Raw genomic sequence first — 23,231 nt, 5'->3', positions numbered from 1 at the left:
ACCTCAATTGCAACCACTGATTGTTTTGACGATTACCAGTCAAAACCCACTTTAAAATGCAAGCGCGTATCGTTTCTATCCACCGTGCCGACCGGACGCAAGGCTTGCGCAAAATCCAGCCGGGCAAACAGGCCATGGGCGGCTTTGATATCTAAACCCACGCCATATGAAGCCAACACAAAACGCGCGATCTGGGATGCCCCTGGATCCGTCACCTTTGCATAGCCGTAGTCATAAAAAGCCAGCAGCCGCACATCATTAAACCCATCCACCAGATACTTTTGCAAAGGCGGTGTTCTCAGTTCCAGAGTGGCGTTTACCCCTTGATCACCCAGCGCACTGGCTTCCAGATACCCCCTGACGGTATCCAGCCCGCCCAGGAAATACTGCTCGTTAGAAATCAGCAGATCGCCGGTGGCTTGCCCGCCAATCGAGCCATAGGCTTGCCATTGGTAAGGTAAGGTATGGGTATGTTCAAGTTGACCACGCAGGTAAGAAAAATTTTGGCGTGCAAATGCGCGCTTTTTATCAAACTCTTCATCACTGTTGACAAAACTTTTAGTCGAAAAAATAAAATTCAGGTCGAGCTTGGTGGTACTGGCGGCAGTCGCCAAATTGCCTGTATACCCAATCAAAAATGGCAGGTAAGTAATTGGCGTATTAAAGCTATCTGAGCCCAATAAAGAAGTTGTTTCTTTAAAGTCCTTGTAATCCACCCCCAGGGTCAGGTTATGGTTAAAGCCTTTGATAGGGCTAGGCATCGGGTGGATGTAACGCAAACCATAAATATTACCGTTACCCAATACATTCACATCACCAACCGCACTGATATCACTGTTAGAAACCACACCGTACATAGCCCAGTAATCGCCTGCATAGGGAATGACATAGGTCGCGGAAAACACTTTGACTTCACTTTGATCTTCAGGGGTTACCTGAAAACCCAGTCCAATACTGTGATCGCTTTGCCACAGGTTGTCGTAACGCAAGTTGCCGGACAACCGGGTTTTGGTGGTGTTCGGAGTGTAACGGTCGTTGTACTCCATACTGGCATGCAAGGGGAACTTGTCGTCCACCTTCAAATCCACCTCCACCATGCCAGGGGACTTACCAGGCCGCAACACCGGCGCAACCACACGATCCTGATTAGTATTCACCGAAGCAATCTGCTTTTGCACAGTGGGGAAATGTGGCACATGACCCTCTTTAAACTCGGTCACGTTCTGTTTAATTTTACCCAGCGAATAATACCTTGAGCCAAGCACACTGAGCTTTTCAACCTTGCCTTCAAGTACATCCAGCTTGACCACGCCGCCGTTGACTTCCTGCTCAGGAATATTCACAAACACGGTCAAATAGCCTTCGTCATGAAAGGTTTTTTCAAGTGCACTGCGGGCTTTTTCCACATCGTCAATTGAACGATTTTCACCAAGATAGGGATAAACTGCTTTTTCGACCTGGCTAACGGTCAGCACGCTGTTGCCATTAACCACATATTCAAAAATATCAAAGCCTTCTGACTTTTCAACAGCGACTTCAGCCGGTGCAATGTGTTGGCTATCTGTCCCCCATGCATTCAGCTGTTCAGATGCTTGCGGGGCAGACCCTTCCGCTTGAACCCGCCAGGAAAACAGCAAACACACCACACACATCACACGAAGAAACAATTGCATCACCTTTCAGACCCCAATACTGTGCAGGACAGCGCATTACAAGGCTGTCATTTTGTAAGCGTAACGTGTCACAAAGATGAAATAAGGACTAGTCCGCCAGATGATTTAAGTAGCCCGAGTGGGTCATTGCGAGTAAAGCTTACAGCGCATTTCACTTTCATTAACCTAAATTGCAACAACATCAAGCATTTGGCTTCTGGAAAACAAACAATAAATTGCTTATATGCACATCAATTTGAATTAGCAAAAAAAAGCACACCTGGTAAGGTGTGCTTTTAACAAGAGTTATATAGCTTTTGGCTACACTACATCTTTCATTAGAATTTCCATGTCAATGGACGGCAGTTATTACCATTGCGAGTAGTTCTGGTAATGTGTATGCCTGAGTTAGCAGAAGAACAAGCACTTGAAGCAGAGTTCAATACCAGACCACGTGGCACAATATTACATTGCACGGATGAAACACCACTGATGATTTGGTTGATAGCTGTTTCACCAAAAGTGCCTTTGGCATCATTAGCAACAAACGCTTTCAATTCAATCTGGAATGGGTATTGCCCTTGTGCTGATGTGTAACGAGCCTTGTCATCTGTCGTATTATTAGGACCGGCTGCTGGATGTACACCTTCAACTTTCAAATAACGTCTGCCTGCAGCATCTGTGTTTTCAAGAGACACCACACCAATTGCAAACTTACCTGCTGTTGACGCGTTTGAAATAGCAGTACGTACCTCTGCAGTTTCCCCACCTTCAACCACATTGTAAAAACCTGGATCACTATCCGCGGCAGTTGTTGGGAAAAGTACAGAACTTGTGCTTGGGTTACCCAAACATGGGTTGCCCATAAAAAATGCGTTGGAAGAACCTTGTGTTCCTGAAGTATTTACGCGACGCGCAATAATCACTTCTTTGGAATCATCCACACCCAATGGCGCCCATGTTGCCAGCGGATCAGAGGCCAATGAAGCATACTGTTCCTTGCTGATTGATGGTGCATTCTGTGGCAAAAAGCTTGGATCAGCAGCAATTGCATCAGCTTCGGAAGCATAGATACGTTGTGCAACCTGCATCGCGCGATATAGCGGCTGGGAGGCCATCACACCGAATACCTGGGTTACACCAGCATCAAGCTCAGTACCATAAGAAGAGGCATCTACACCAAACAATGCGGCTTCAACATCGGAGAAACCACCAGCTGGTTTTTTAGGTGTGTTGTCTGTTGCTGTAAAACCATTAATCACAGCGTTTGAGCATTTGTAAACTGGAACAGCTGGTTGGTTTGGCACTGGGTTTTCAGGTTGAGTTGGTGTAACTGGGGTAAGTGAAGTAATAGACCCCACATTTGAACAGCTAGCTTTGGCCACATTTGCCAAACGATTCAGGTTAGTTGTTACACCAAAACCAGTACCAGCTACGTTATTTGGCACATGAGGTGCATAAGCATTAAATGAACCGCCCTGGTTGGTGTGGTACAACACAGAAACTACGCCGCCACGCTTGCAAGCATAGGCAAATGCGTTACCAGTATTACTGGCTCCTGGATTTGCAACGTCTGCAGTACCACCGTGAAACATAGCCAATGTGTTGGCTTCACAACCAGCCGCAAAGCCTAAAAACACGTTCAAAGTCGGAGCAGATGCACCTGTAATCCAAGCTTGATTTAAAGTGGATGCATTTTGGATATCTGTTGGAGTCACTGGAGCTGCAAAAGCAGTGGTTGCAGAAAATGTGGCTGCTAATACAATGGCCAATTTGTTAAGTTTTAACATGTTCGCTTCCTTAAATTATAAAGTTTGATTGGCGACCAGCTTCAGCGCTGGCCGTTATTCATGGCTTAATGTAATGATTATTAATGATTAAGCTTTGCGACGACGAGCAACCAAGCCCATCAAGCCTAAGCCAGCCAGCAACATCGCGTAGCTATCTGCTTCTGGCACTGGTGTTGTTACAGAGATCACTGAAAGCAAACCACTTGATGACAATTTGAATGTGTAGTTAGTACCACCGGCATCTGCCATAAAATTAGCGGTAGGTGCTGCAGTACCTTGCGTTAAAATCTGCAACATTTGCAAGCTGCTATCCAGTTCAGCACCGGCAGATGGACCTGCACCACCAGCTTTGCCACTACCGTAAGCAAGGCCGCTACCAGCACCAGCAGCAGCAGTTAATGCTGCAGTGCTAGCACCATTAGCAACTGAACTGTGATTACCAGTACTAATGTTATTGTTGGCATCAACATACACATCAAAGCCAGCTAACACATTTGAAACCGCAGCCGTTGAGCTAAGCTGTGACATACCATCCAGGCTGTTTGCTGTGGTGTAGTAACCGCGTGAACCAACAGTTCTTGCAGTACCAAGGTTATCACCCGCAAAAATAGCCCACTTTGTAGTGCCAGATGTGCTCAATGAAGTGAAAGTACTCCATGCATCAGCATAGTCACCTGCTGCCAGGTTAAAAGTGCCTTGGTTGACCAAATCACTGAATGAATTGTAGTTAAAGCCAAGATCAAAGGTTGCTGAAGTACCGCTGGCCTGATTCCACATAGACAGTACAAAACTACCGTTACCAGTGGAGGTTGCAGTATCCATTGCCGCTTGCGCTGACAAAGAGGCTGCCGACAACACCAATGCTGCTGTCAAAGCTTTCAATTGAAATTTCATATACTTCTCCTAGAATTTATTACCAAAAGATTAATTACCAAAAATGAAAGAGCAAACTCAACGAATGCCGAGAAATTCTTTGAAACGCATTACCACGAGAATATTGCGGCCTCAGCGTGACATCATTATTTTTTTGCGTAGTCTGATGAGACTAGACAGCGCGGTGCCACTTAAAAAGTTTTCTAGCTTTTAAGTGTAAACAGTGAATGTGACGGGATTTGAGTGGGGACTAGTCATATCGGACTAGTCTGTATGCAGCAGATGTGGCGCGGGATTATTGCTTGCGGGTGATCAAGCCCAGTTTAAGGGCCTTGCTGGCGGCCTGACTGCGGTTTTCTACGTCGAGTTTACGCAGTATGTTTTGTACATGATTTTTAATCGTGAGCGGACTGACTTGCATGATATTGCCAATTTCCCAATTGGTCTTACCGGCTTGCAGCCACTCCAGCACTTCGAGTTCTCGCTTGCTCAGCGGCTTGACACGGCCATTGCGGGCAGTGGTCGCCAGCACAGAGGGACATTTATTGGCAGTGACTTTAACAATCGCACAATGCAAATGGGGCATTAACAACTCAAGCAGGTGGGCAGTCAAGGCATTGGCCGGAGAATTTAAACGGCCAAACATGACAAGGGTCGCAATACGGCTGTGCTCATCACCAAAGCCATGCACCACAAAGCTTTTGAGCTCTGAAGCCTGTAGTAAGCCCTCATCCGCATGCGTCACACTGAAATTAGTTTTATCCAGTTCTGGCACCTGGTTGTTACAAAATACCGGCACGCCTAATCTGGTCCACTTTTGAAAGGCTTGACTGACGACACCATGTTCTTCATGCAATACGGCATCAAATTGCGCGTCGGCAAAATAGCGGCTGGAGGTGAGATACTCGTAATCGTAACTGGCACGTTCAACACCGCGCACGCCGACGATCACCACCTCATGCGCCAGCAGATATTGAAAGCCGCGCTGCAGCCAGTTAAAGAAATGCGAGCGATGATGCAGGCGCAGGGATTCTTCAATCACCTCCATAAATACCAGACGCTGCTCTTCGCTAAGCGTCAGTTCCCATGGGTCAATCTGATCTTGCGGAGTCGATAGGATGGTCGTCATGTGTTTGCCACATTCATATAATTTGCGGCAAGTGTGCGCAATATATGTGACATAAAAATGATTGCCAGATGTCATTTGTTTGATGGATTGATGACAATGGATCATTTCAGCCCGCTAAACAGCCTGTAATCAGGCTGTGCCGCAGAGGTAAAAAACATATTTTTTTATGACTACAGGGCGCCTCTGATAATTTAAATTGCTAAGCCAGACGAGGCGCGATTAAAAAATTTAGTCGCCGCATATAGTGGAGATGTAAGGAGAAATTTTTTATGAGCAACACAGTATCGCGACGGAAGTTGAATGATTAGAGGTGCCCTACGGGCTATGCACGCACAGCAGCCTCTAGCACGATTTCAATAGGTTCGCGCAAGCACTCATCAAACTGTCACAGTTTTATGTCAAGCTGGCTCACGATGATGACTTGTACTCCACTCACTTTATTTACATGCTTATGGCTGACAGGCATAACGATAGCGCATGCCGAACCAGTCTATGCAGACAATCCGGGGGAAATCATCCAGCTCACCGAACAGGTGTGGATGGACAGTACAGATAGCGAAGAGGTGTTGATCAGCAACCATCAGGAAGATGCAAGCATGCTCAGCGATCAACCGCAATTAAGCCTGGCATTAAAGCGCTGGCGCTTATCATCCCCTCCTCCCTACCAGCCAGAAGTATCAGCAGCAGCGCGCGATACGCAAATAGAGCCCGCACTGATACATGCGGTGATTGCTGTGGAGTCTGGTTACAACCCGCGAGCTGTCTCAGCCAAAGGGGCCTATGGGCTGATGCAGGTACTTCCTGCCACCGCACGTGGATTAAGTACCGTCCCGCTCAAACAGTGGTCAGCCAGTCAACAGGTGATGCTGGGCGCCCACTATTTAAAACAATTGCTGGCCATGTTTAAGGGAGATATGCAATTGGCACTGGCTGCGTACAACGCAGGGCCAAATGCAGTCAAAACACACCATGACAGCATTCCTCCATTTGCCGAGACCAGACGCTACGTGCCTAAAGTACTGGCGTATTATCACGCATTCAAACAACAGCTGGCAGCGCAGCAAGCCATCACCTATTAGTTGAATAAGCTGTCTTCGAGGGTAGTCAGCGTATTCGGTTCATAGATAAACTGCCATTGCTTGTAGTGTTTGGCGTTTTTAAAGCTTTCCTGAAACTCCTGATACCCGCTTTTACGAATCGGCGCCAGTTCTGACTGGCTGAATACGCCCACAATCCTGCCGTCACGTTGAATCACTCCTATTGGCCGACGCGGATAAAAGGGATCCGGCAGTATTCTGCGCAAATGCCTTTTGGCTAACGGAAACCGGCGATCCTCCAGTAATACATCCAGACTTTGTGGATATTGTTTAACCGGCCCAGGACTGGCCTCGTAATAACGACCAATCGCCAGGCGATACGCTTCGCCGGTTTCCAGCAGCAGGGCCTCATTGATCCGCTGTGCCTGGTGTTGCCACAGCATGGTGGCCCCGGTCATGCCAATCGCCGCAATCGCCAGCGTAATCAATACTCCAATATACGAAAATCCGTCCTGCCGGTGAGCCGCCGCGGCCAAATCACACACTCTACCAGTCCGCATAATTGCTGCCATCTTTGGCCTGGTCTGCCGCACCACTGTGCAAGTTGTACACACCACCGGTGAGCGGCAATTCTGGCGGATTAATTACCCAGGTTTCATTGCTTTCTGCAATCGGATCCCACGGCATTTTGTCCAGATAATGCTTACTGACCAGATCTTGCAAAGTGTCGGGATATTGCCCCTGATCGGCATAATACGCATCCAGTGCTTTGCGCGTGGTGGTGAGTTGCTGCTTGAGGGCCTGCTCTTTGGCACGCTGCACACTCGAAAAATAGCGCGGCACCGCCAGTGATAGCAGCAAGGCCAGAATAGACAGCACCACCAGCAGTTCCATCAGGGTAAATCCCCGGTGGCGAGAGGGGCGCTTCACGAGGATAGAAACATTACCATTGCGCATAAGGCACGCCATTCAAGCCGACTTGCGGGCTTTGTGAATACACGTCATACACATCCTGACTATACCGAGGCTGATCTGGCGGGCTATCATAACTGCGCAGTCCCCAATCTGAGCCACCAGCACCGGTGCTTTTACGCTGGCTGGCTGGCAATACCGGATCATAAGGAATCTGTCTTAAAAAACGCAGACGCTTGTGTTTCACATCCTTGATGTCATCCACGCCATCGACCAGCACCTGCAAGTCTGGCGGGTAACCACTCGCATCCGTATTTTTCTTGATGCGCCCGTCATCCGCCGCTTTTTTATAGGCATCAATGGCATGGCGAATTTCGCGCAGATGTTCGCGGAGCTGTTGCTCCTTTTGTCGCTGTATGGTCACTTGTATCATGGGCATGGCCACACTCGCCATCACCCCAATAATGGCCAGGGATACCATGATTTCCACCAGGGTAAACCCTCCACTTGAGACTGCCCTCATCTGCATGGCCTGTACCGAAAACCGCATTATGGAATCACCACAGGCTCCACCAGTTTGGACGCTGGCAATTGCTCTGTTTCCAAGGCGTTGGTCGCAGGGGTATCTGAGGGTGATGCGATTTCGTTATTCACAGGGGCCGAGTTGTCAGAAGTGGCTTGTGAAGCCTGGGGGTCCGTATTGGCAGACGGTGCACTGGATGCCGGATCAGCAGTGCTGTTCTGATCCACCACCGCAGGCTCCAGTGTTTCGGCTGCATTATTCAACTCACGCCTGCGTTGCGATTGCAAATCACGTATTTCCTGCATGCGGTTTGCCGGAGCCGCTGGCGCGGGCGTGTTGTTTAACATAGGCTTGTCAGAGATCACACTATCGGTCCCACTCCAGTATTCAGAGAAACTCGCCTCGGGCAAACTGACGTTGCTGATAATTTTAGGCGTAATCGCTAACACAATTTCTGTTTTGTTTTTTTCATCCGAATTATTGGAAAACAAACGCCCCAACAGTGGGATCTCACCCAAACCGGGGACTTTATTGGCGTTTTTCCGCTCCGAATCCTGAATCAAGCCTGCCAGAATTTGTGTTTCACCATGTTTGAGGCGTAATACTGTGCTGGCGTTACGGGTGCCAATGTTATATACCTTGGAGTTATTGCTCAGCGTGATTGCTTCGCCGAGCGAACTCACCTCCAGACTGACTTTAATACTGATAAAGTCATCCAGCATAATCTTGGGTTCCACATCCAGTTTCAGGCCAACATCAATATACGAAACACTTTCAGAGGTGCCAACATTGGCGGTGGTATTGGTGGTAATCACGGGTACTTTGTTGCCCACCACAACCTTGGCTTTTTCATTGTTTTTGACCCGAATGCGAGGGTTGGACAATAAATTCAAATCACTGTCCGTGGTTTTAAATTGCACACCTGGCGCCGGGCTCACCCCGATAGTACTGGACTTGATTGCCTGAATAGTCTCCAGTGTCAACGGACTGTTAAGCACGGTTAAACTCGTGGGATAAGTGATCCCCAATTGTTGCAACTTGTTGCGAGTGATTTCAAGCACCTCAATTTCAAGCATCACTTCAGGGTCGGCCAAGTCTTGTGCTCTGATCATTTTTTCAGCCAGAATCAGCACTTCCGGACGATCACGTATGACCAGCATGTTCAGACGCTCATCCACATAAATGTCTTTAATTTTGAGGATAGTACGCAACATATCGGCACACTGCTTGGCTGTGGTATTGGAGAAATAGAAATTGCGGATCAGCAGATCCTGATAGTCTTTGTTTTTTTGTTGTGTGGCCGGGTACACCAGCACACTGTTGGGTGACAGCACTTTCTTTTGCATGCCATTGCTGGCAAGCACCATGTCAATGGCATCTTCCACTGGCATTTTCTTCACAAATACCGAGGCCTTGCTTTCGGGTTTGATATCTTTATCCAAAACGAAGTTGATGCCGGTCGCACGTGACAGCGCTTCAAACACCACTTTCAAATTGGCGTCACGCAACTCAAGCGAAACCGGCTTGCTCATGTTGCTTTTCAATTGCGGCAGGGCGGTACGGGCTCGCGTATCCATGCCGACCAGTTTGCTTTCAAGTGCCTTGGCCTCGGCATTGGCAGGACGTTCCAGTAGAACATCACGTACTATTTTCTGCGCTTGTTTGGGTTGATCAAGTTGTCGTTTGGCATTTTCTATCTGCTTATTCAGGGCTTGTTCACGCATATTGAGATTACCGTAATCGGCCGCTTTACGATTATTTGGATCCAGTGTCAAAATCCGGGCATAAATCTCTTTGGCAACAGCAATGTCTCCGCGTGCATCAGCAGCCTCGGCATCACGCGACAAATCATTAATGGTATTTTCACGTTCACGATACCAGCGGTTGCGTAATGCCACATCACCAGGATGCTCGGCCACCTCTTTGGCCAGCATGTGCACTTTACCCTCGGGCGACAATTCTGGTGTTTTCTGCCAAGGGTAGCTACTGCAAGCAGACAGCATTAGCAAGGTAGACAAGGCCATTGCATTGGATCGTATCCATGCCGAACAAATCGTCGAATAAATCCAGGGGCGAGGCCATAAAAAGGATGTGATGGCTATATTTTTGATCATTGATTGGCCATTTCTGATGCGTTACTTTCGTAGGGGTCGGTTGTCTGTGTACGCGAAACGACAAGCTTGCCAGTTTTGCTCAACAACTTGGGCTGATTCAGAGGAAGGTAAGTAAAATACACAGACTGCGCATCTTCACGGTCAAGGCGCCACTGCGGCGTCACCTGCGTGCCCATCCTCGGCATCAACAGTTTCTTTTGCTGCATCAGTATCACTGTGTGGCCTTCAGGCATCTCTTCCATACTGCCTATATACGCAAAGGGCACCGGTGGGGCGACTGGCGGCGGTGGCGGCGCAGCTTTTACCGGCGGTGGCAACCACTCATGGGCCGCAAATAAGGCATGGCGGGTTTTGGGCGCAATCGCAGGACGTTGCCAGACAAACCCGGTCTTGGTCACTGGCGACGCTGGCACAGCTGCGGATGGTTCAGCGCCTGTCGCCTTCACACTTTCAGTAGTGGCCTGACTGTCGCTGGCCGGGCGACGCATGACAATATCGTCTGCTTCCGGCGCATCATCCGGTATCTGGCTAACCCAATAGACCAGCCCCAATGTGACGAGCAGCCCCCCCCACAACCACCAGCCTTGACTGGCGGATTGCGTAATGGATGGACTGATGGCTTTAGCGGGTTGCATCGAGGTCTCTCATTAATACCGAGAATGTCAAGGTGGCTTCAATGGTTGGTTGTAGCGTGTCGTTTTTGCGTAACTCCAAGCCTGAAAGCGCCATAGACGGGTAGCGCTGCAGTATATCTGCAACAAAACGTCGACAAGTAAGATAGTCAGTCTGAATCATAAAGCGCATGTCAAACTGCTGAATGTGGCTGGCCTTGTAGGTAGTGGCTGGCTGCCATTGATAATCACCAACATTGAGCGGAATATGGTGCTTGTGTGCCAATGCAGCAATCTGCAACATGCGGGCAGATAACTCGTTGACCGCTGGCATCTGTGCAAGTAGCAAAGCCATCTGCGCCTCTTCACTGACTGGCAGGTCTGCAGCCTCTGGCTCCCCGGTTTGCGGGGGGGCTGCTATAGCGTCTTTTTGTTCCAACTGGCGAGTCAATTGCTGGCGTTGCTGCTGCAAATGGAACGCCTGCAGGCGGTAAGCGGCTGTTTGCTGCGCAAGGTTGAAACCGACGATCAGGCATAACATCAGCGCCACCAATGGCACCCACCCCACCACATGACTGACACGGCGTACCCACCATATCCACTGTGACCCCAAGGCAGTTTGCAGAGGATTCATGGCTGCCAGCCCCCCTGTACTTCAAATACGACCGGGCGTTGCGGATGCGCTTCATTTACCTGATGTTTTTGCAAGTGCACCTCGCGCAATGCCGCGGCTTGCTGCAAGCTGCCAACATACTGCAACAGGGTCTGATAATTTTCAGCTTCGCCTGTCAGTACAAAATAGCCTCGACCAGCATCAGGCACCAGTTGCAACAAGGAAACTTGCCGGGTTTGCCGTGCTTCAAGCACCTGCAACAAATCAAACCAGCGGATGGTTAACAAACTTGCCATTTTTCTGGCTTCCTGTTTTTGCGCCTCGGTCAAACTGGCCTTTTGTTGTTTGGCCTCTGTATGTTTGGCCAATATCGGGTGTCGGCCCTGTGTAGCTGACTGTTGCTGCATTAATTGCGCCACTTGCTGTTGCAACGTGTTCACAGCATGCTCGCGGGTGGCCTGCACTTGCCATACACATGCCAGCGAGAAACAGGCCAGCATCAGCAATAACAGTCCAATGGCCGTTAGCCGTCGCCAGGCAAAAGGCGGCTGCGCGAACTCGAATGCGAATAAGGAATTACGCCACATGTGCCACCTCCTGCCACAAACCAGTGACCGCCCGTACAGGCGACAGCCATTGCAGGCGCTGTATGCCTTGCAGACGTGTGGACAAAGCCTGTCCGGCCTGCTGCGCGCGCCGGTGCGTAGTTTCAGCCAACCAGCAGCAAGGGCTATCCTCGCTCGCCAGCAAGGTGCGCTCGCGCATCAACCAATCCGCAATAGATGCACTATCCTGCACATCGCCAGACCAATGTGCAGCATGCAAGACACGCCGATGCTTGACATGCAACAGCCTAACCAGACCTTGCTCGGCAATCACGACAGAGCCCTCCTCCGGCAGCCGGCTGTGCGTTAATAATGCACCGACATAGGGTTGTATGGTGTGCTGCAGCCACCTGGGCTGACCGAATAGCGTCATTGCCTGCGCTGCCGAACGCGTATGCTGCCCCAGCAGCGGGATCGCGGTGAGTAGAGCAGGCGATGGCAGACGGTGATCCTGCATGCGGAAGGGCCATTGGCGCGCTTCTTCGCCATAGGTTTGTGCCAGCATCGCAAGCGCATAAGCCTCTTTATCAGCAGCGCTCAAAGCCATTGGCGGCTCGGGCAACACCATCATATGTACATGTCGGTCAGCCAGATACACGGCAATGCGCTGCCAGCGGCTGGCCGGCAATTGTGATAGCAAGGACAGCATGGCAACCTGAAAATATTGCGGCTCGGTGCCAGAAAATGCTTGCTGCACAACCTGACGGTGTGGACGCGGCCCACCAGACAGATATTCGGCGAGTATCCTGTCAGCGAGAACCAGTACGCGGATAGTGCTAGGCCACAAAGGTGACACGGTTGATCTCCTGCAAACTGGTCATGCCTTCAGCCACCGCACTGATGGCCGCCTCACGGATGGTACGCATGCCGTTTCTGGCAGCGGCTTCTTTTAATTTGCGGATGGGCTCGCGCGCAATAATCATTTCACGCAACTCATCATTGAGCACCAGCATTTCGGCCACCGCTTTGCGCCCCTTGTAACCCGTGCCGCGACAGTGCCCGCAACCCTTGGCATGTAAAAAAGTCATGGCCTGCCCTTGCTCAGCGGTGATGCCGGAGTCTTCGAGCAATGCAGCATCCGGCGTAAAAGGCTCGGCGCAGTGCGGGCAGAGCGCACGCACCAGCCGCTGGGCAATAATGCCGTTCACCGCCGACACAAAATGGTAAGGGTCCACACCCATATGCATAAAGCGGCCAATCACATCGAGCACGCTGTTGGCATGCACCGTTGAAAACACCAGATGCCCGGTCAAGGCCGCCTGCACCGCAATTTGTGCGGTTTCACCATCGCGGATTTCACCCACCATGATTTTGTCCGGATCGTGGCGCAGAATCGAGCGCAAACCGCGGGCAAAGGTCAGGCCTTTTTTCTCATTGACCGGAATCTGCAACACGCCGGGCAATTGATATTCGACAGGATCTTCGATGGTGATGATTTTATCGAAACCGGTATTCACTTCAGAAATGGCAGCATACAGCGAGGTGGTTTTACCGCTGCCGGTGGGGCCGGTCACCAGTACCATGCCATAGGGCTCGCTGGCCAGCTTTCTGAATTTGGCAATCACTTCGGCATCAAAGCCCAGCGCTTTCAGACTCAAGCCTTGCGCCTGCTCGGTCAGGGCTTTTCTGTCCAGCACCCTGAGTACCGCATCCTCGCCAAAAGCACTCGGCATAATCGATACCCGAAAATCCACCAGACGCCCCATGGTGTTGACTTTAAAGCGCCCATCCTGCGGAATGCGACGTTCAGCAATATCCAGTTGCGCCATGACTTTAATGCGTGAAATCGCCTGTTCGGCGCTGTCCAGTCCCGGGCTGTTGGCAATGCTGGCCATCACCCCGTCAATCCGGTATTTGACGGCCAACCCACCGGGATGCGATTCCAGATGAATGTCGCTGGCGCCGGTTTTCAAGGCGTCATATAAGGTAGAGTTAATCAGTTTGATAATCGGGTTGGCATCTTCATGGATGGACTTGAGTGAAAGCTGGGTGACCGGCTCTTCGTCGCCATCCTGTGCGCCCGCCTCTGGCAGGCCGACCCCATCCATGGCGCGCATGGTTTCTTCTTCACCCGCCAGATAGGCGTTGATATCCAGCCTATGCGCCAGTCGCCACTGAAAAGGCTGTGTTACTGCATGTTGCACCCACAGGGGCAACTGCCGATTGAAGGGGTCCGCAAACACCAGCACCAGCGACTGCGCTTCATCATAAAACGCCAAACATTCTTTTTGCTGTGCCTGATTGTAAGTAATCACCTCAAAGGCCACTTGCCACGCGCGCAGGTCGCGCATGGTCGCCTGCTGGTAATTCAGCAGACTGGCCAGTGCAGCCACCATGGCATCTGGTTCCAGCGCCAGCATGTCTTCGAGTACTTCGATAGGGCGGCGCTGCTGTTGCTGCGCCTGCACCTGCGCATCGGCCAGCAGCTTGACATGCAGTGCCATAGGCTGGTTTGTTGGAGTCTGGCTTATTGGACTCTGACTCATTGGATTTGCCCCGCCAATTCAAAAATCGGCATATATAACAGCAAGACGACAATACCGATCACCAGCCCGATAAACAGCATCAGCAAAGGTTCAAACAGCTTGGTAAACCAGTCTATCCAGCGCGCCAGCTCTTCATCATAAAAACCGGCAATCCTGTCCATCATGTGCGCCACATTGCCACCACGCTCGCCCACCAGCAACATGCGCTCACCAATCGGCGTCGTCATGCCCGATACCTGAAATGCATGTGACAAGGGCTGGCCCTGGCTGATCAGGCCTTGCGCCTGCTGCAAGCTGGCGGATAAACTGCCATCGAGTAATCCAGCCACTGAGGTCAGTGCCAGCATAATCGGGGTGCCGCCACTGAGCAGCATGCCCAATGTGCGATAAAAACGGGCCAGTTGATACATATGTAACTTTTCGCCAATAGCCGGAATACGCCAGATGGCACGCATCACCAGTTGTCGCAAGGCAGGTTGTCGCAGTAAAAAACCCAAGCCCACCAATACACACAGCAGGACTATCAGCATCTGCTCGCCATGCTCGGCAATCAGCGTGCCCCAGCGCAACATCATTTGTGACATCCAGGGCAAATCGCCCCCTGCACCCTCATACACACTGCTGAATTTGGGCACGACAAACCCCATCAGAAACAAAATCACCAGGCCACCCACACCCATCAGCACCACCGGATAAATAGAGGCACTGACAATCTTCTTTTTTAACAGCGAGATTTGAGTATCGTAGGCAATATAGCGGGTCAGCGCATTGGCCAGATCGCCGGTGCGCTCGGCGGCTTTGACCGTGGCGATATATAGCACTGGAAACACTTCTGGCTGGCGCTCGAGCGCTGCAGAAAAAGACTTGCCCTGTTGCAGGGACAGTAAGATACTTTGCAACACACCGCGTGTATGGTCTTGCCTTAAAGAAAGCGCCTCGATGGCCTCCACCAGATTCAGCCCGGAATCCAGCAGCGCCAGAAGTTCCTGACTAAACAGGGCCAGCGGAAATTTTTCGCGTGTGCGGCGTTTGCTGGCGTGCTGTGCCTGTAAAGAAACAGGCGTCAATCCTTTTGCCTTGAGCTGGGCGTAAGCCTCCTGCTCGTCATCGGCTTGCAGCTCAATGACGCTCAACGCCGACCCGTTCAATACCTTTGCCTGATAGTGCATCGCCTGTTACCAGCTGGTGATATCCTGCGACTCATCACTGCCGCCGACCTGCCCGTCTTTACCCAGACTGAACAGGTCGTATTCGCCGTGCTGTCCAGGCATGCGGTACTGATAAGGATGCCCCCACGGGTCATTCGGCACGCCTTTTTTCAGGTAAGGCCCGCCCCAGTTTTGTTCATTGGCTACATTATTCATCAGCGCATTCAAGCCCAGCTCAGTGCCTGGATAATGTCCTGTATCAATCCGGTACTGATCCAGTGTTTGCTCCAGTGCAGCAATCTGCGCTTTGGCAGTTTTTACTTCAGACTTGCCAATCTGCTGAAAGTATTTTGGTCCGACATAGCCCGCCAGCAAGCCGATAATCACCATCACTACCAACAGCTCAAGCAAAGTAAATCCGGCATTAACCCTGACAGCACAACGCGGCATCGCAAACACTCCATGAAAATTTGATGACAATTCTAAGCAGCCGAGATGACAAACAGGTTTCAGAAATATGACCTTGTGTCACAATCCGCCAGAGCCTCTGCCACTGGCACGGCGTCAACCGGGCAATACCACCACACCCTTATCCACATAGTTGGCCGGATACACCACCTGCTCACGTGCATCTGTCCAGATCACATCGCAATGTTCATCATCCACATGCAGCATGCGGCCCGCCCTATCCACGCAATATTCACCGCAGACGATACGTTCTTCGATACGATAATCCTGGCCTACCCGCGTGTAATCAAACAAAATACTGCGAATGACCTCACTCCCCCGCTGCAAATGGCAGCCATGACTAATCCAGCTGGGGCCTACAATCTTGGTGGAATGGTCAATCCTCGAGCCAGAGCCAATATACACCGGCCCGACAATATCGGTGTTTTCCCAGTCAATGCGCACATTCAACCCCACCCATACCCCAGGCCGAATCTGCGTGCCCGGCATCGGCATCGAAGCCACCTGCCCCTGCATCATCTGCTGCATCACCCGCCAGTAATCGCTGACCACGCCAATATCTATCCAGTTAAACGGCTGTTTAATGGCATAAAAAGGCAATCCACGCGCCACCAGCAGCGGAAACAAATCCGAGCCAATATCAAAGGTGCTCCCAGAAGGAATCAAGTCCAGCGCGGCAGGCTCAAAAATATAAATGCCGGTACTGGCCCAATTCGACCGGGCCTCATGTTCGGCGGGCTTTTCCTGAAATGAAACAATTTTCCCGTCGTCATCCGTCACCACAATGCCATAGCCGGAAACCTTATCCAGTGGCACTTCCATGGTAATCAAACTCACCAACGCGCCCTTTTGCTTATGCTCGGCCAGAGCTTTATCCAGGTCCAGGTCAATCACCGCATCGCCACACAGTACAATCGTCGTGTCATCAAAAAACCCGCTGAAATCCTGAATCTTGCGCATGCCGCCCGCCGAGCCAACAGGATTAGGCACAATCTTGCCGTGACTGATATCGCCCTCAAAGGAATAACCGATGTTCACGCCAAAACGGTGACCGTCCTCAAAATAATCCTGAATTTTCTCGTGCAGGTAACTCACGTTCACCATAATATCGACCACCCCATACTGCGCCAGATGCTCGATCAGATAAGCCATCACCGGCTTGCCCATCACAGGAATCATAGGCTTGGGTAACTCGTAAGTCAGCGGACGCACGCGCGTGCCTTTACCTGCAGCCAGTATCATCGCCTTCATACAACCTGTTCCTCACAATGTTACGGATCAATGCCAGGCAAAAGATCACCAGACAATGAAACTGAAGATTAAAAACAGGAACGAAGCTTAAAGCGGAAATATGTCAGCAAGATGTCGAGGGATTAGAACTGCCAAAAGCCTTCTAACTGAAAAAAGTAGGTAATTTTTTAGTTGATTATATGGTTGGTGACTACCTAGGGGCATTAACTTCAAACTGCGCTGGGGCAACAAAAAGGAGTAAACGATTATGTGTGAATTATTAGTTTCAATCCACGCGCCCACGCGGGGCGCGACTCAGCGCCACCTGTATCGGCCGGATCAACTGCATAGTTTCAATCCACGCGCCCACGCGGGGCGCGACTCGGTACAGGCCAGCTGGATGCACTTCAAGGTCACGTTTCAATCCACGCGCCCACGCGGGGCGCGACACGGCGGCCAGCGCTGCGTAAGTCACTTGGGGAGTTTCAATCCACGCGCCCACGCGGGGCGCGACCACCAACACTATGGATGTGAAGCGTACAGATTTTGTTTCAATCCACGCGCCCACGCGGGGCGCGACCACCGATGGAATGCGCAGATTCCGCCGGGCGTATGTTTCAATCCACGCGCCCACGCGGGGCGCGACCTTTAACGGCATGAACCAAGAGCGCATTAATCTTGGTTTCAATCCACGCGCCCACGCGGGGCGCGACGCGGTTCAATTAAAGACCGTGGCGACTTTTACGTGTTTCAATCCACGCGCCCACGCGGGGCGCGACAGGTTGCGACCGTGCCGGACACCGACGTTGTACTGTTTCAATCCACGCGCCCACGCGGGGCGCGACCATTTAAAGCATTCCGATGGCCTGATGCTTCGCTGTTTCAATCCACGCGCCCACGCGGGGCGCGACTTGCAGTGCCTCTCGCTTGAGTTTGGCTATCTCTGTTTCAATCCACGCGCCCACGCGGGGCGCGACGAACATGGTGCAAAAGACGGTGAACCTGACGACATGTTTCAATCCACGCGCCCACGCGGGGCGCGACGCCAGCATCCGACGTTGATTGCCTGGGTGCAAGAGTTTCAATCCACGCGCCCACGCGGGGCGCGACTGATTGTAAAGCAGCTAACGCCAAGAAAACATCAGTTTCAATCCACGCGCCCACGCGGGGCGCGACGTACAGGCACCGGATCACTTGTCTGTGGATCTGTGTTTCAATCCACGCGCCCACGCGGGGCGCGACCTTAAATCTGTGTCCGGAAAAGGCAAGCATTCGATGTTTCAATCCACGCGCCCACGCGGGGCGCGACTCAAGATTTAATGGCGATCAGCTTGGCGCAACCTTGTTTCAATCCACGCGCCCACGCGGGGCGCGACTTGAGATAATTGCGCACCTGGTCATAAGTCACCGGTTTCAATCCACGCGCCCACGCGGGGCGCGACTTACAAAGCCGGTTTGGTTAACGGCAATTTTTTGGTTTCAATCCACGCGCCCACGCGGGGCGCGACAATCAACAAGTTGGCATCCGCACCGAGATAAGGTGTTTCAATCCACGCGCCCACGCGGGGCGCGACCATTTGGTGTGGCCAACTCATCACCACCTCGTTTGTTTCAATCCACGCGCCCACGCGGGGCGCGACACAGCATCAGTTCTAAAAAGAACGTGCCTGTCACGTTTCAATCCACGCGCCCACGCGGGGCGCGACTTGATGTGGTCTCAAATATTATTCTTACGACTGGGTTTCAATCCACGCGCCCACGCGGGGCGCGACCGCACAGGCGGCATTAATATACACGGCTTGCGCTGTTTCAATCCACGCGCCCACGCGGGGCGCGACGCACGGTTGGTTGTGATTTCGTGCCAACCTTGGTGTTTCAATCCACGCGCCCACGCGGGGCGCGACACGCAGCGCTTTCGCCCGGGCGGCATATTCTGCAGTTTCAATCCACGCGCCCACGCGGGGCGCGACTCACAACAGTGACATCACCGCCTGCAGTCACTTTGTTTCAATCCACGCGCCCACGCGGGGCGCGACAAAACAGCGCGATAAGTTTGTGGCCATTTACGGCGTTTCAATCCACGCGCCCACGCGGGGCGCGACTCACTCAGGCGGTATTGCTGGCCTGAAGCCTAACGTTTCAATCCACGCGCCCACGCGGGGCGCGACGATTCGTGAGCTGCTCAGAGCCCATCTCAAAACTGTTTCAATCCACGCGCCCACGCGGGGCGCGACTAGCTTTAGCAAACAGAGAGCGGCTTAAAATGATAGTTTCAATCCACGCGCCCACGCGGGGCGCGACAACCATCACCATACATATCTAGCCACTTATCTTTGTTTCAATCCACGCGCCCACGCGGGGCGCGACCTTCAAGTTATCCTCTAATTCAGCGACCACTGGGTTTCAATCCACGCGCCCACGCGGGGCGCGACCAGACCTGTAAACGATTAATTGTTTATGCCTAGGGTTTCAATCCACGCGCCCACGCGGGGCGCGACTTTTAACGATGGGAGAATATTTCGTTGCCATTGGAGTTTCAATCCACGCGCCCACGCGGGGCGCGACTTCGTTGGATGTATGTATCGTTTTCAGCAACAGAAGTTTCAATCCACGCGCCCACGCGGGGCGCGACCGATGATAAATGCTTCATTCTTGACAATTTTCAGGTTTCAATCCACGCGCCCACGCGGGGCGCGACCATAGCGCCTGAGATAGTTGCGAAGCGCCTGTCTTGTTTCAATCCACGCGCCCACGCGGGGCGCGACGTTCGCAAGTTAATTGTATGTGGTAATTGCGTACTTGTTTCAATCCACGCGCCCACGCGGGGCGCGACCAGATTTATTTAATTTGTCAGCCACCTCCGGGAATCGTTTCAATCCACGCGCCCACGCGGGGCGCGACATTACGTGTGATGGTTACCGTGTATCCCTATCAGGTTTCAATCCACGCGCCCACGCGGGGCGCGACTGCGAATGACTTTTAGCGCTTGTATTCAGGCGTTGCACCTGTACAGGCGCTAATCGTGCGCTCGCAAAGCTATTTTATAGCTTTTATTAAAATAACAAAATAATTGCTTTTAAATTCAGATTGTTAAGGAGCGATAACCGGATAGGGTTTTGATGAGTACGTGATGTTAGCGGTTATAGTATCAGGGGGTCACGCAGGCTGTCTGGTGTTTGTTTGATGCCAAAATGCTCGACCTTTTGTCTGCCTTTGGCACCTAGCATGTAAAAGCGCAGACTGTCTTCTTTTGGGTCATAAATTTCCAACAATGTCTGCTTAAGATTCACCCATTGGTCTGGTGCGACCTCGCATTCAAACACGGAGTTTTGCACACGCATGCCATAATCCAAACAGGTTTTGGCAATATTTCGCAGGCGCTTTTGTCCGGCTTTGGTCAGCACACTCACGTCGTAGGTGATCAGCACCAGCATAGGCTATTTAATCAGGTAGGGTGGATAAAATGCAGTATCGCCGCGCAGGTGTCTGGCCAATAGCTGCGCCTGACAATGTGGCAGCAAACCATATGGGACTTTTTCTTCTAGATAGGGATGCATGATCTCTTCTTGTTTACGCTCCTGAAAAGCAACCAAGACTTTTTTACGTGCGTCATCCGTCAGTTTTACGGCACCGCTGGCTTCATAAATAAAATCCGCTTTTTGTAATTGCTTGCGGTTAAACAGCGTTAATACAAAGCGGTCAGCCCAGGGCGCTCTAAACTCTTCCAATAAATCGAGCGCCAGACTGGCTCTGCCTGGCCTATCCTGATGTAAAAATCCCACATAGGGGTCTAGCCCAACGCCCATTAGGGCAGATACGCACTCTTGCGTAATCAGTGAATAGGTAAAAGAGAGCAAAGCGTTGACCGGGTCTGTAGGCGGGCGGCGTATGCGGCCTTCAAATTTAAACTCACCATCGTGTAGCAGGTCGTTAAAAACCGAAAAATAACTCGCCCCGGCCTCGCCTTCTATGCCCATGGTTTGCGCCACGGTTTCGCTTTGCTCACAGCGTTTGAGGCTGTCAGCCAAACGACGGATGACTTCAGTCATCGCCGGGTTTTCACCATGATTGCGTACATCGCGCATCAACACGCTGCGGGCATTGGCAATTTTTGCTGCTACCATCACCTTGGCAATCTGGTTGGCTTTTACAGCATCGTCTGCCACGCGATACTGGGTACGGCGCAGCAAAACATTGCCAGTCTGCTTGCCCTGTACACGCGCCAAAAAGCGGCCATACTCAGTATAAAAACTCAAGCCTATGCCTTGCTCACCACAATAACCCATCAACGGTGGCGACACTGTCACCAGGCCAAAACACAGAATATTGCCTATGGTCAACGCGGGAAACTGGCCCAGCTTTTCATCCCCCTGCTTAATCACAATAGTCTCGCGCTCTTTGTGCAGGTAGGTTTCTTGCCGCGTGATATACAAGGTGTTCAGCAGTTTTTTCATGGGTTGGCCGAATCAAATAATTGTTGGATATACCCCGCTGTATGGTCTTTGCGCAGCACATCGGGCATGCACACTTCAACCAGAGAGCATGCCTTGCAACGGCTTTTATGCGGCGTTGGCGGCGGGGTGATGCCTCGGGTCAAAATATCTCTGGCCTCGGCAATCGCCTGCATGGTCAGCGCCCGCAATCCGGCATCTAACGCAACCCGCTCACGCTTGCGCTCCTGCCAATACCACAGCGCACCTTCGTCTATGCTTATTCCACGCATTTCCTCCAGACACAAGGCCTGTGCACAAAGCTGTATCCTGTCCCAATCCTCGGTTTTAGATTTACCGCGCTTATACTCCACCGGAAAATAACGCTTCTCCGCCTTACCCTCTATCTCAAGCAAATCCAGCTTGCCAGACAAACCCAAGTGTTGAGAATATACCGCCACAGAACGCTCGTATCGCGTATTACCGCGCTGCTCAGGTGCACCGCCATCCACCCGCTCATGCAACACCTGCCCATGCGCAGTAAAAAAGTTATCTTCCCAGGCTTGCTCCACGTGAATCAATGCAAACTGCCGCGGACAAAATGCCACATGTTGCAGGGCAGAAATGGCAATGGTCTCGACGTTGTCCACGCATGTAATCCTGTGTATTTATTGAATAAGGTGCTTGAATATTTAAAAGCGAATGCTCAATCAAACAGTATGTGACATCTTTGCGTTACTCAAACAAATCCGCATGCGAGCCAGCACGCACAAATATCACCTGTTCAACTTTGCCTAAATGATGCAGTTTATAAGCCAGCAAAAAATCACCGCCAATATGACACTCTCTATGCCCCTCCCACTCGCCACCCAACGGGTGGTCTAACCATTCCGGGCTAAGCGGTGCATCATTAGCAATTAACAGCGTCATGGCCTCTTTGAGGCGCGTCATATCATATCGACCAGAATGAGATAAGCGCTCCCAGTCTTTGAGAAACGACTTTGTATAGTCTGATAGACGCGGAAGCCTGGTACGTTTACTTGCCGCTGTTTTTTTCGAGGTCATTCATCAACTCATCAGCATTTGCAAAACGTGCTTTATGCCCACTGGCAATTGCATCCGCCTCCATCATGGCTGCGTGTGTTTCAGGATTAGGCACCTTTAAAGGGAAAGGTAGTTGTTTTTCGACCACTACTCTGGTCAAAAACACACGCACCGCATCTGAAACAGAAAGCCCCATTGATGCCAATGTCTCGGTTGCTTCCAACTTGATTTTTTCGTCCACTCTGACATGAACCATGCTAGTCGATGACATATGAATATCTCCTTAAATTTGAGATACAATGTATCTCAAATGGTATTGTAAATCAAGTTGCTTTGTGGCTTTTTAATACTCGTAACCACTTCATCCCATGATTGCCCCAAATGCGGATTGTTACCGTAAGCAGCAAGCCTCTGCTCAAGCAAATACGCTTGCTCATCCGTGATAGGAGAGGTGGACCCGGAAAACTGGACAGTGTTTTAAGTGATATTCTTGCTTAACCTTGCAGCCGATAGGCGGCAGAAAGCAGAGAAAGAAAGCAATGAAACGTACCCGAAGAACCCACGCA

The 23,231-nt window shown here is 51.3% G+C and carries 23 protein-coding genes and 1 CRISPR repeat array; of the genes, 1 reads left to right on the top strand and 22 read right to left on the bottom strand.

The genetic code is table 11. The features are described from left to right. Positions 1 to 32: 32 nt before the first annotated feature. The 4 genes from Q9291_RS10110 to epsA form a co-directional block, all read right to left on the bottom strand. Positions 33 to 1,673, bottom strand: coding sequence for a ShlB/FhaC/HecB family hemolysin secretion/activation protein (locus Q9291_RS10110; protein WP_306389926.1), 1,641 nt, complete (start codon positions 1,671 to 1,673; stop codon positions 33 to 35). Positions 1,674 to 1,990: 317 nt separating this feature from the next. After that, a complete protein-coding gene (locus Q9291_RS10105; RefSeq protein WP_306389925.1) occupies positions 1,991 to 3,442 on the bottom strand; it encodes a hypothetical protein in 1,452 nt (483 codons plus the stop codon). 87 nt (positions 3,443 to 3,529) lie between these two features. Next, entirely contained in the window at positions 3,530 to 4,336 is an 807-nt protein-coding gene (locus Q9291_RS10100) for a PEP-CTERM sorting domain-containing protein (RefSeq protein ID WP_306389924.1), read from the bottom strand. 274 nt (positions 4,337 to 4,610) lie between these two features. Beyond that, positions 4,611 to 5,444 (bottom strand): XrtB/PEP-CTERM-associated transcriptional regulator EpsA, encoded by an 834-nt coding sequence (gene epsA, locus Q9291_RS10095; protein ID WP_306389923.1) that lies wholly within the window; start codon positions 5,442 to 5,444, stop codon positions 4,611 to 4,613. Positions 5,445 to 5,857: 413 nt separating this feature from the next. Between epsA and Q9291_RS10090 the strand changes: the two genes are divergently transcribed. Then, a complete protein-coding gene (locus Q9291_RS10090) occupies positions 5,858 to 6,523 on the top strand; it encodes a lytic transglycosylase domain-containing protein (protein ID WP_306389922.1) in 666 nt (221 codons plus the stop codon). Here Q9291_RS10090 and Q9291_RS10085 read toward each other — a convergent pair. The 18 genes from Q9291_RS10085 to Q9291_RS14160 form a co-directional block, all read right to left on the bottom strand. Next, positions 6,520 to 7,041, bottom strand: a complete 522-nt coding sequence (locus Q9291_RS10085) for a type II secretion system protein (protein ID WP_306389921.1) — start codon at positions 7,039 to 7,041, stop codon at positions 6,520 to 6,522. The genes Q9291_RS10090 and Q9291_RS10085 overlap by 4 nt on opposite strands. Beyond that, positions 7,028 to 7,438: a type II secretion system protein gene (locus Q9291_RS10080; protein WP_306389920.1), complete on the bottom strand. Its 411-nt coding sequence runs from the start codon at positions 7,436 to 7,438 to the stop codon at positions 7,028 to 7,030. The genes Q9291_RS10085 and Q9291_RS10080 overlap by 14 nt, the downstream gene beginning before the upstream one ends. Further along, entirely contained in the window at positions 7,425 to 7,943 is a 519-nt protein-coding gene (locus Q9291_RS10075; RefSeq protein ID WP_306389919.1) for a type II secretion system protein, read from the bottom strand. Before Q9291_RS10075 ends, Q9291_RS10080 begins: the two co-directional genes overlap by 14 nt. After that, positions 7,943 to 9,940: a secretin GspD/PilQ domain-containing protein gene (locus tag Q9291_RS10070; protein WP_306390080.1), complete on the bottom strand. Its 1,998-nt coding sequence runs from the start codon at positions 9,938 to 9,940 to the stop codon at positions 7,943 to 7,945. Before Q9291_RS10070 ends, Q9291_RS10075 begins: the two co-directional genes overlap by 1 nt. An 86-nt stretch (positions 9,941 to 10,026) precedes the next feature. Then, positions 10,027 to 10,665, bottom strand: coding sequence for a hypothetical protein (locus Q9291_RS10065; protein ID WP_306389918.1), 639 nt, complete (start codon positions 10,663 to 10,665; stop codon positions 10,027 to 10,029). Then, positions 10,652 to 11,275, bottom strand: a complete 624-nt coding sequence (locus Q9291_RS10060; RefSeq protein ID WP_306389917.1) for a hypothetical protein — start codon at positions 11,273 to 11,275, stop codon at positions 10,652 to 10,654. The genes Q9291_RS10065 and Q9291_RS10060 overlap by 14 nt, the downstream gene beginning before the upstream one ends. Further along, positions 11,272 to 11,841, bottom strand: a complete 570-nt coding sequence (locus Q9291_RS10055; protein ID WP_306389916.1) for a hypothetical protein — start codon at positions 11,839 to 11,841, stop codon at positions 11,272 to 11,274. The genes Q9291_RS10060 and Q9291_RS10055 overlap by 4 nt, the downstream gene beginning before the upstream one ends. Next, positions 11,831 to 12,655, bottom strand: coding sequence for a hypothetical protein (locus Q9291_RS10050; RefSeq protein WP_306389915.1), 825 nt, complete (start codon positions 12,653 to 12,655; stop codon positions 11,831 to 11,833). The genes Q9291_RS10055 and Q9291_RS10050 overlap by 11 nt, the downstream gene beginning before the upstream one ends. Then, on the bottom strand, positions 12,636 to 14,303 hold the full coding sequence (locus tag Q9291_RS10045; protein ID WP_306389914.1) for a GspE/PulE family protein: 1,668 nt from the start codon (positions 14,301 to 14,303) through the stop codon (positions 12,636 to 12,638). The genes Q9291_RS10050 and Q9291_RS10045 overlap by 20 nt, the downstream gene beginning before the upstream one ends. Positions 14,304 to 14,341: 38 nt before the next feature. After that, on the bottom strand, positions 14,342 to 15,514 hold the full coding sequence (locus Q9291_RS10040; protein ID WP_306389913.1) for a type II secretion system F family protein: 1,173 nt from the start codon (positions 15,512 to 15,514) through the stop codon (positions 14,342 to 14,344). Positions 15,515 to 15,520: 6 nt separating this feature from the next. Continuing rightward, positions 15,521 to 15,943 (bottom strand): type II secretion system major pseudopilin GspG, encoded by a 423-nt coding sequence (gspG, locus tag Q9291_RS10035; RefSeq protein ID WP_306389912.1) that lies wholly within the window; start codon positions 15,941 to 15,943, stop codon positions 15,521 to 15,523. 114 nt (positions 15,944 to 16,057) lie between these two features. Next, entirely contained in the window at positions 16,058 to 17,212 is a 1,155-nt protein-coding gene (locus tag Q9291_RS10030; RefSeq protein ID WP_306389911.1) for a nucleotidyltransferase family protein, read from the bottom strand. A 262-nt stretch (positions 17,213 to 17,474) separates the two neighbouring features. After that, positions 17,475 to 20,158: direct repeats of the CRISPR family, unit length 32 nt; unit sequence GTTTCAATCCACGCGCCCACGCGGGGCGCGAC. Positions 20,159 to 20,331: 173 nt separating this feature from the next. Continuing rightward, on the bottom strand, positions 20,332 to 20,625 hold the full coding sequence (cas2, locus tag Q9291_RS10025) for a CRISPR-associated endonuclease Cas2 (protein ID WP_306389910.1): 294 nt from the start codon (positions 20,623 to 20,625) through the stop codon (positions 20,332 to 20,334). 3 nt (positions 20,626 to 20,628) lie between these two features. After that, positions 20,629 to 21,645, bottom strand: coding sequence for a type I-C CRISPR-associated endonuclease Cas1c (gene cas1c / locus Q9291_RS10020; protein ID WP_306389909.1), 1,017 nt, complete (start codon positions 21,643 to 21,645; stop codon positions 20,629 to 20,631). After that, the gene (gene cas4, locus Q9291_RS10015) at positions 21,642 to 22,271 is read right to left on the bottom strand and encodes a CRISPR-associated protein Cas4 (RefSeq protein ID WP_306389907.1); all 630 of its coding nucleotides are present in this window, start codon (positions 22,269 to 22,271) and stop codon (positions 21,642 to 21,644) included. Before cas4 ends, cas1c begins: the two co-directional genes overlap by 4 nt. An 85-nt stretch (positions 22,272 to 22,356) precedes the next feature. Then, positions 22,357 to 22,686 carry a type II toxin-antitoxin system YafQ family toxin gene (locus Q9291_RS10010; RefSeq protein WP_306389906.1) on the bottom strand — a complete coding sequence of 110 codons (330 nt, stop codon included), beginning with the start codon at positions 22,684 to 22,686 and terminating at the stop codon, positions 22,357 to 22,359. Then, entirely contained in the window at positions 22,658 to 22,936 is a 279-nt protein-coding gene (locus Q9291_RS10005; RefSeq protein WP_306389905.1) for a type II toxin-antitoxin system RelB/DinJ family antitoxin, read from the bottom strand. Before Q9291_RS10005 ends, Q9291_RS10010 begins: the two co-directional genes overlap by 29 nt. A gap of 35 nt (positions 22,937 to 22,971) precedes the next feature. Next, the gene (locus Q9291_RS14160; RefSeq protein WP_370530756.1) at positions 22,972 to 23,109 is read right to left on the bottom strand and encodes a hypothetical protein; all 138 of its coding nucleotides are present in this window, start codon (positions 23,107 to 23,109) and stop codon (positions 22,972 to 22,974) included. Positions 23,110 to 23,231 lie beyond the last annotated feature (122 nt).

The sequence above is a fragment of the Methylophilus aquaticus genome (assembly GCF_030769565.1).
Lineage (GTDB): Bacteria > Pseudomonadota > Gammaproteobacteria > Burkholderiales > Methylophilaceae > Methylophilus > Methylophilus aquaticus.
Note: the sequence above shows the minus strand (reverse complement) of the source record. Positions and strands in the feature narration are given on the sequence as shown.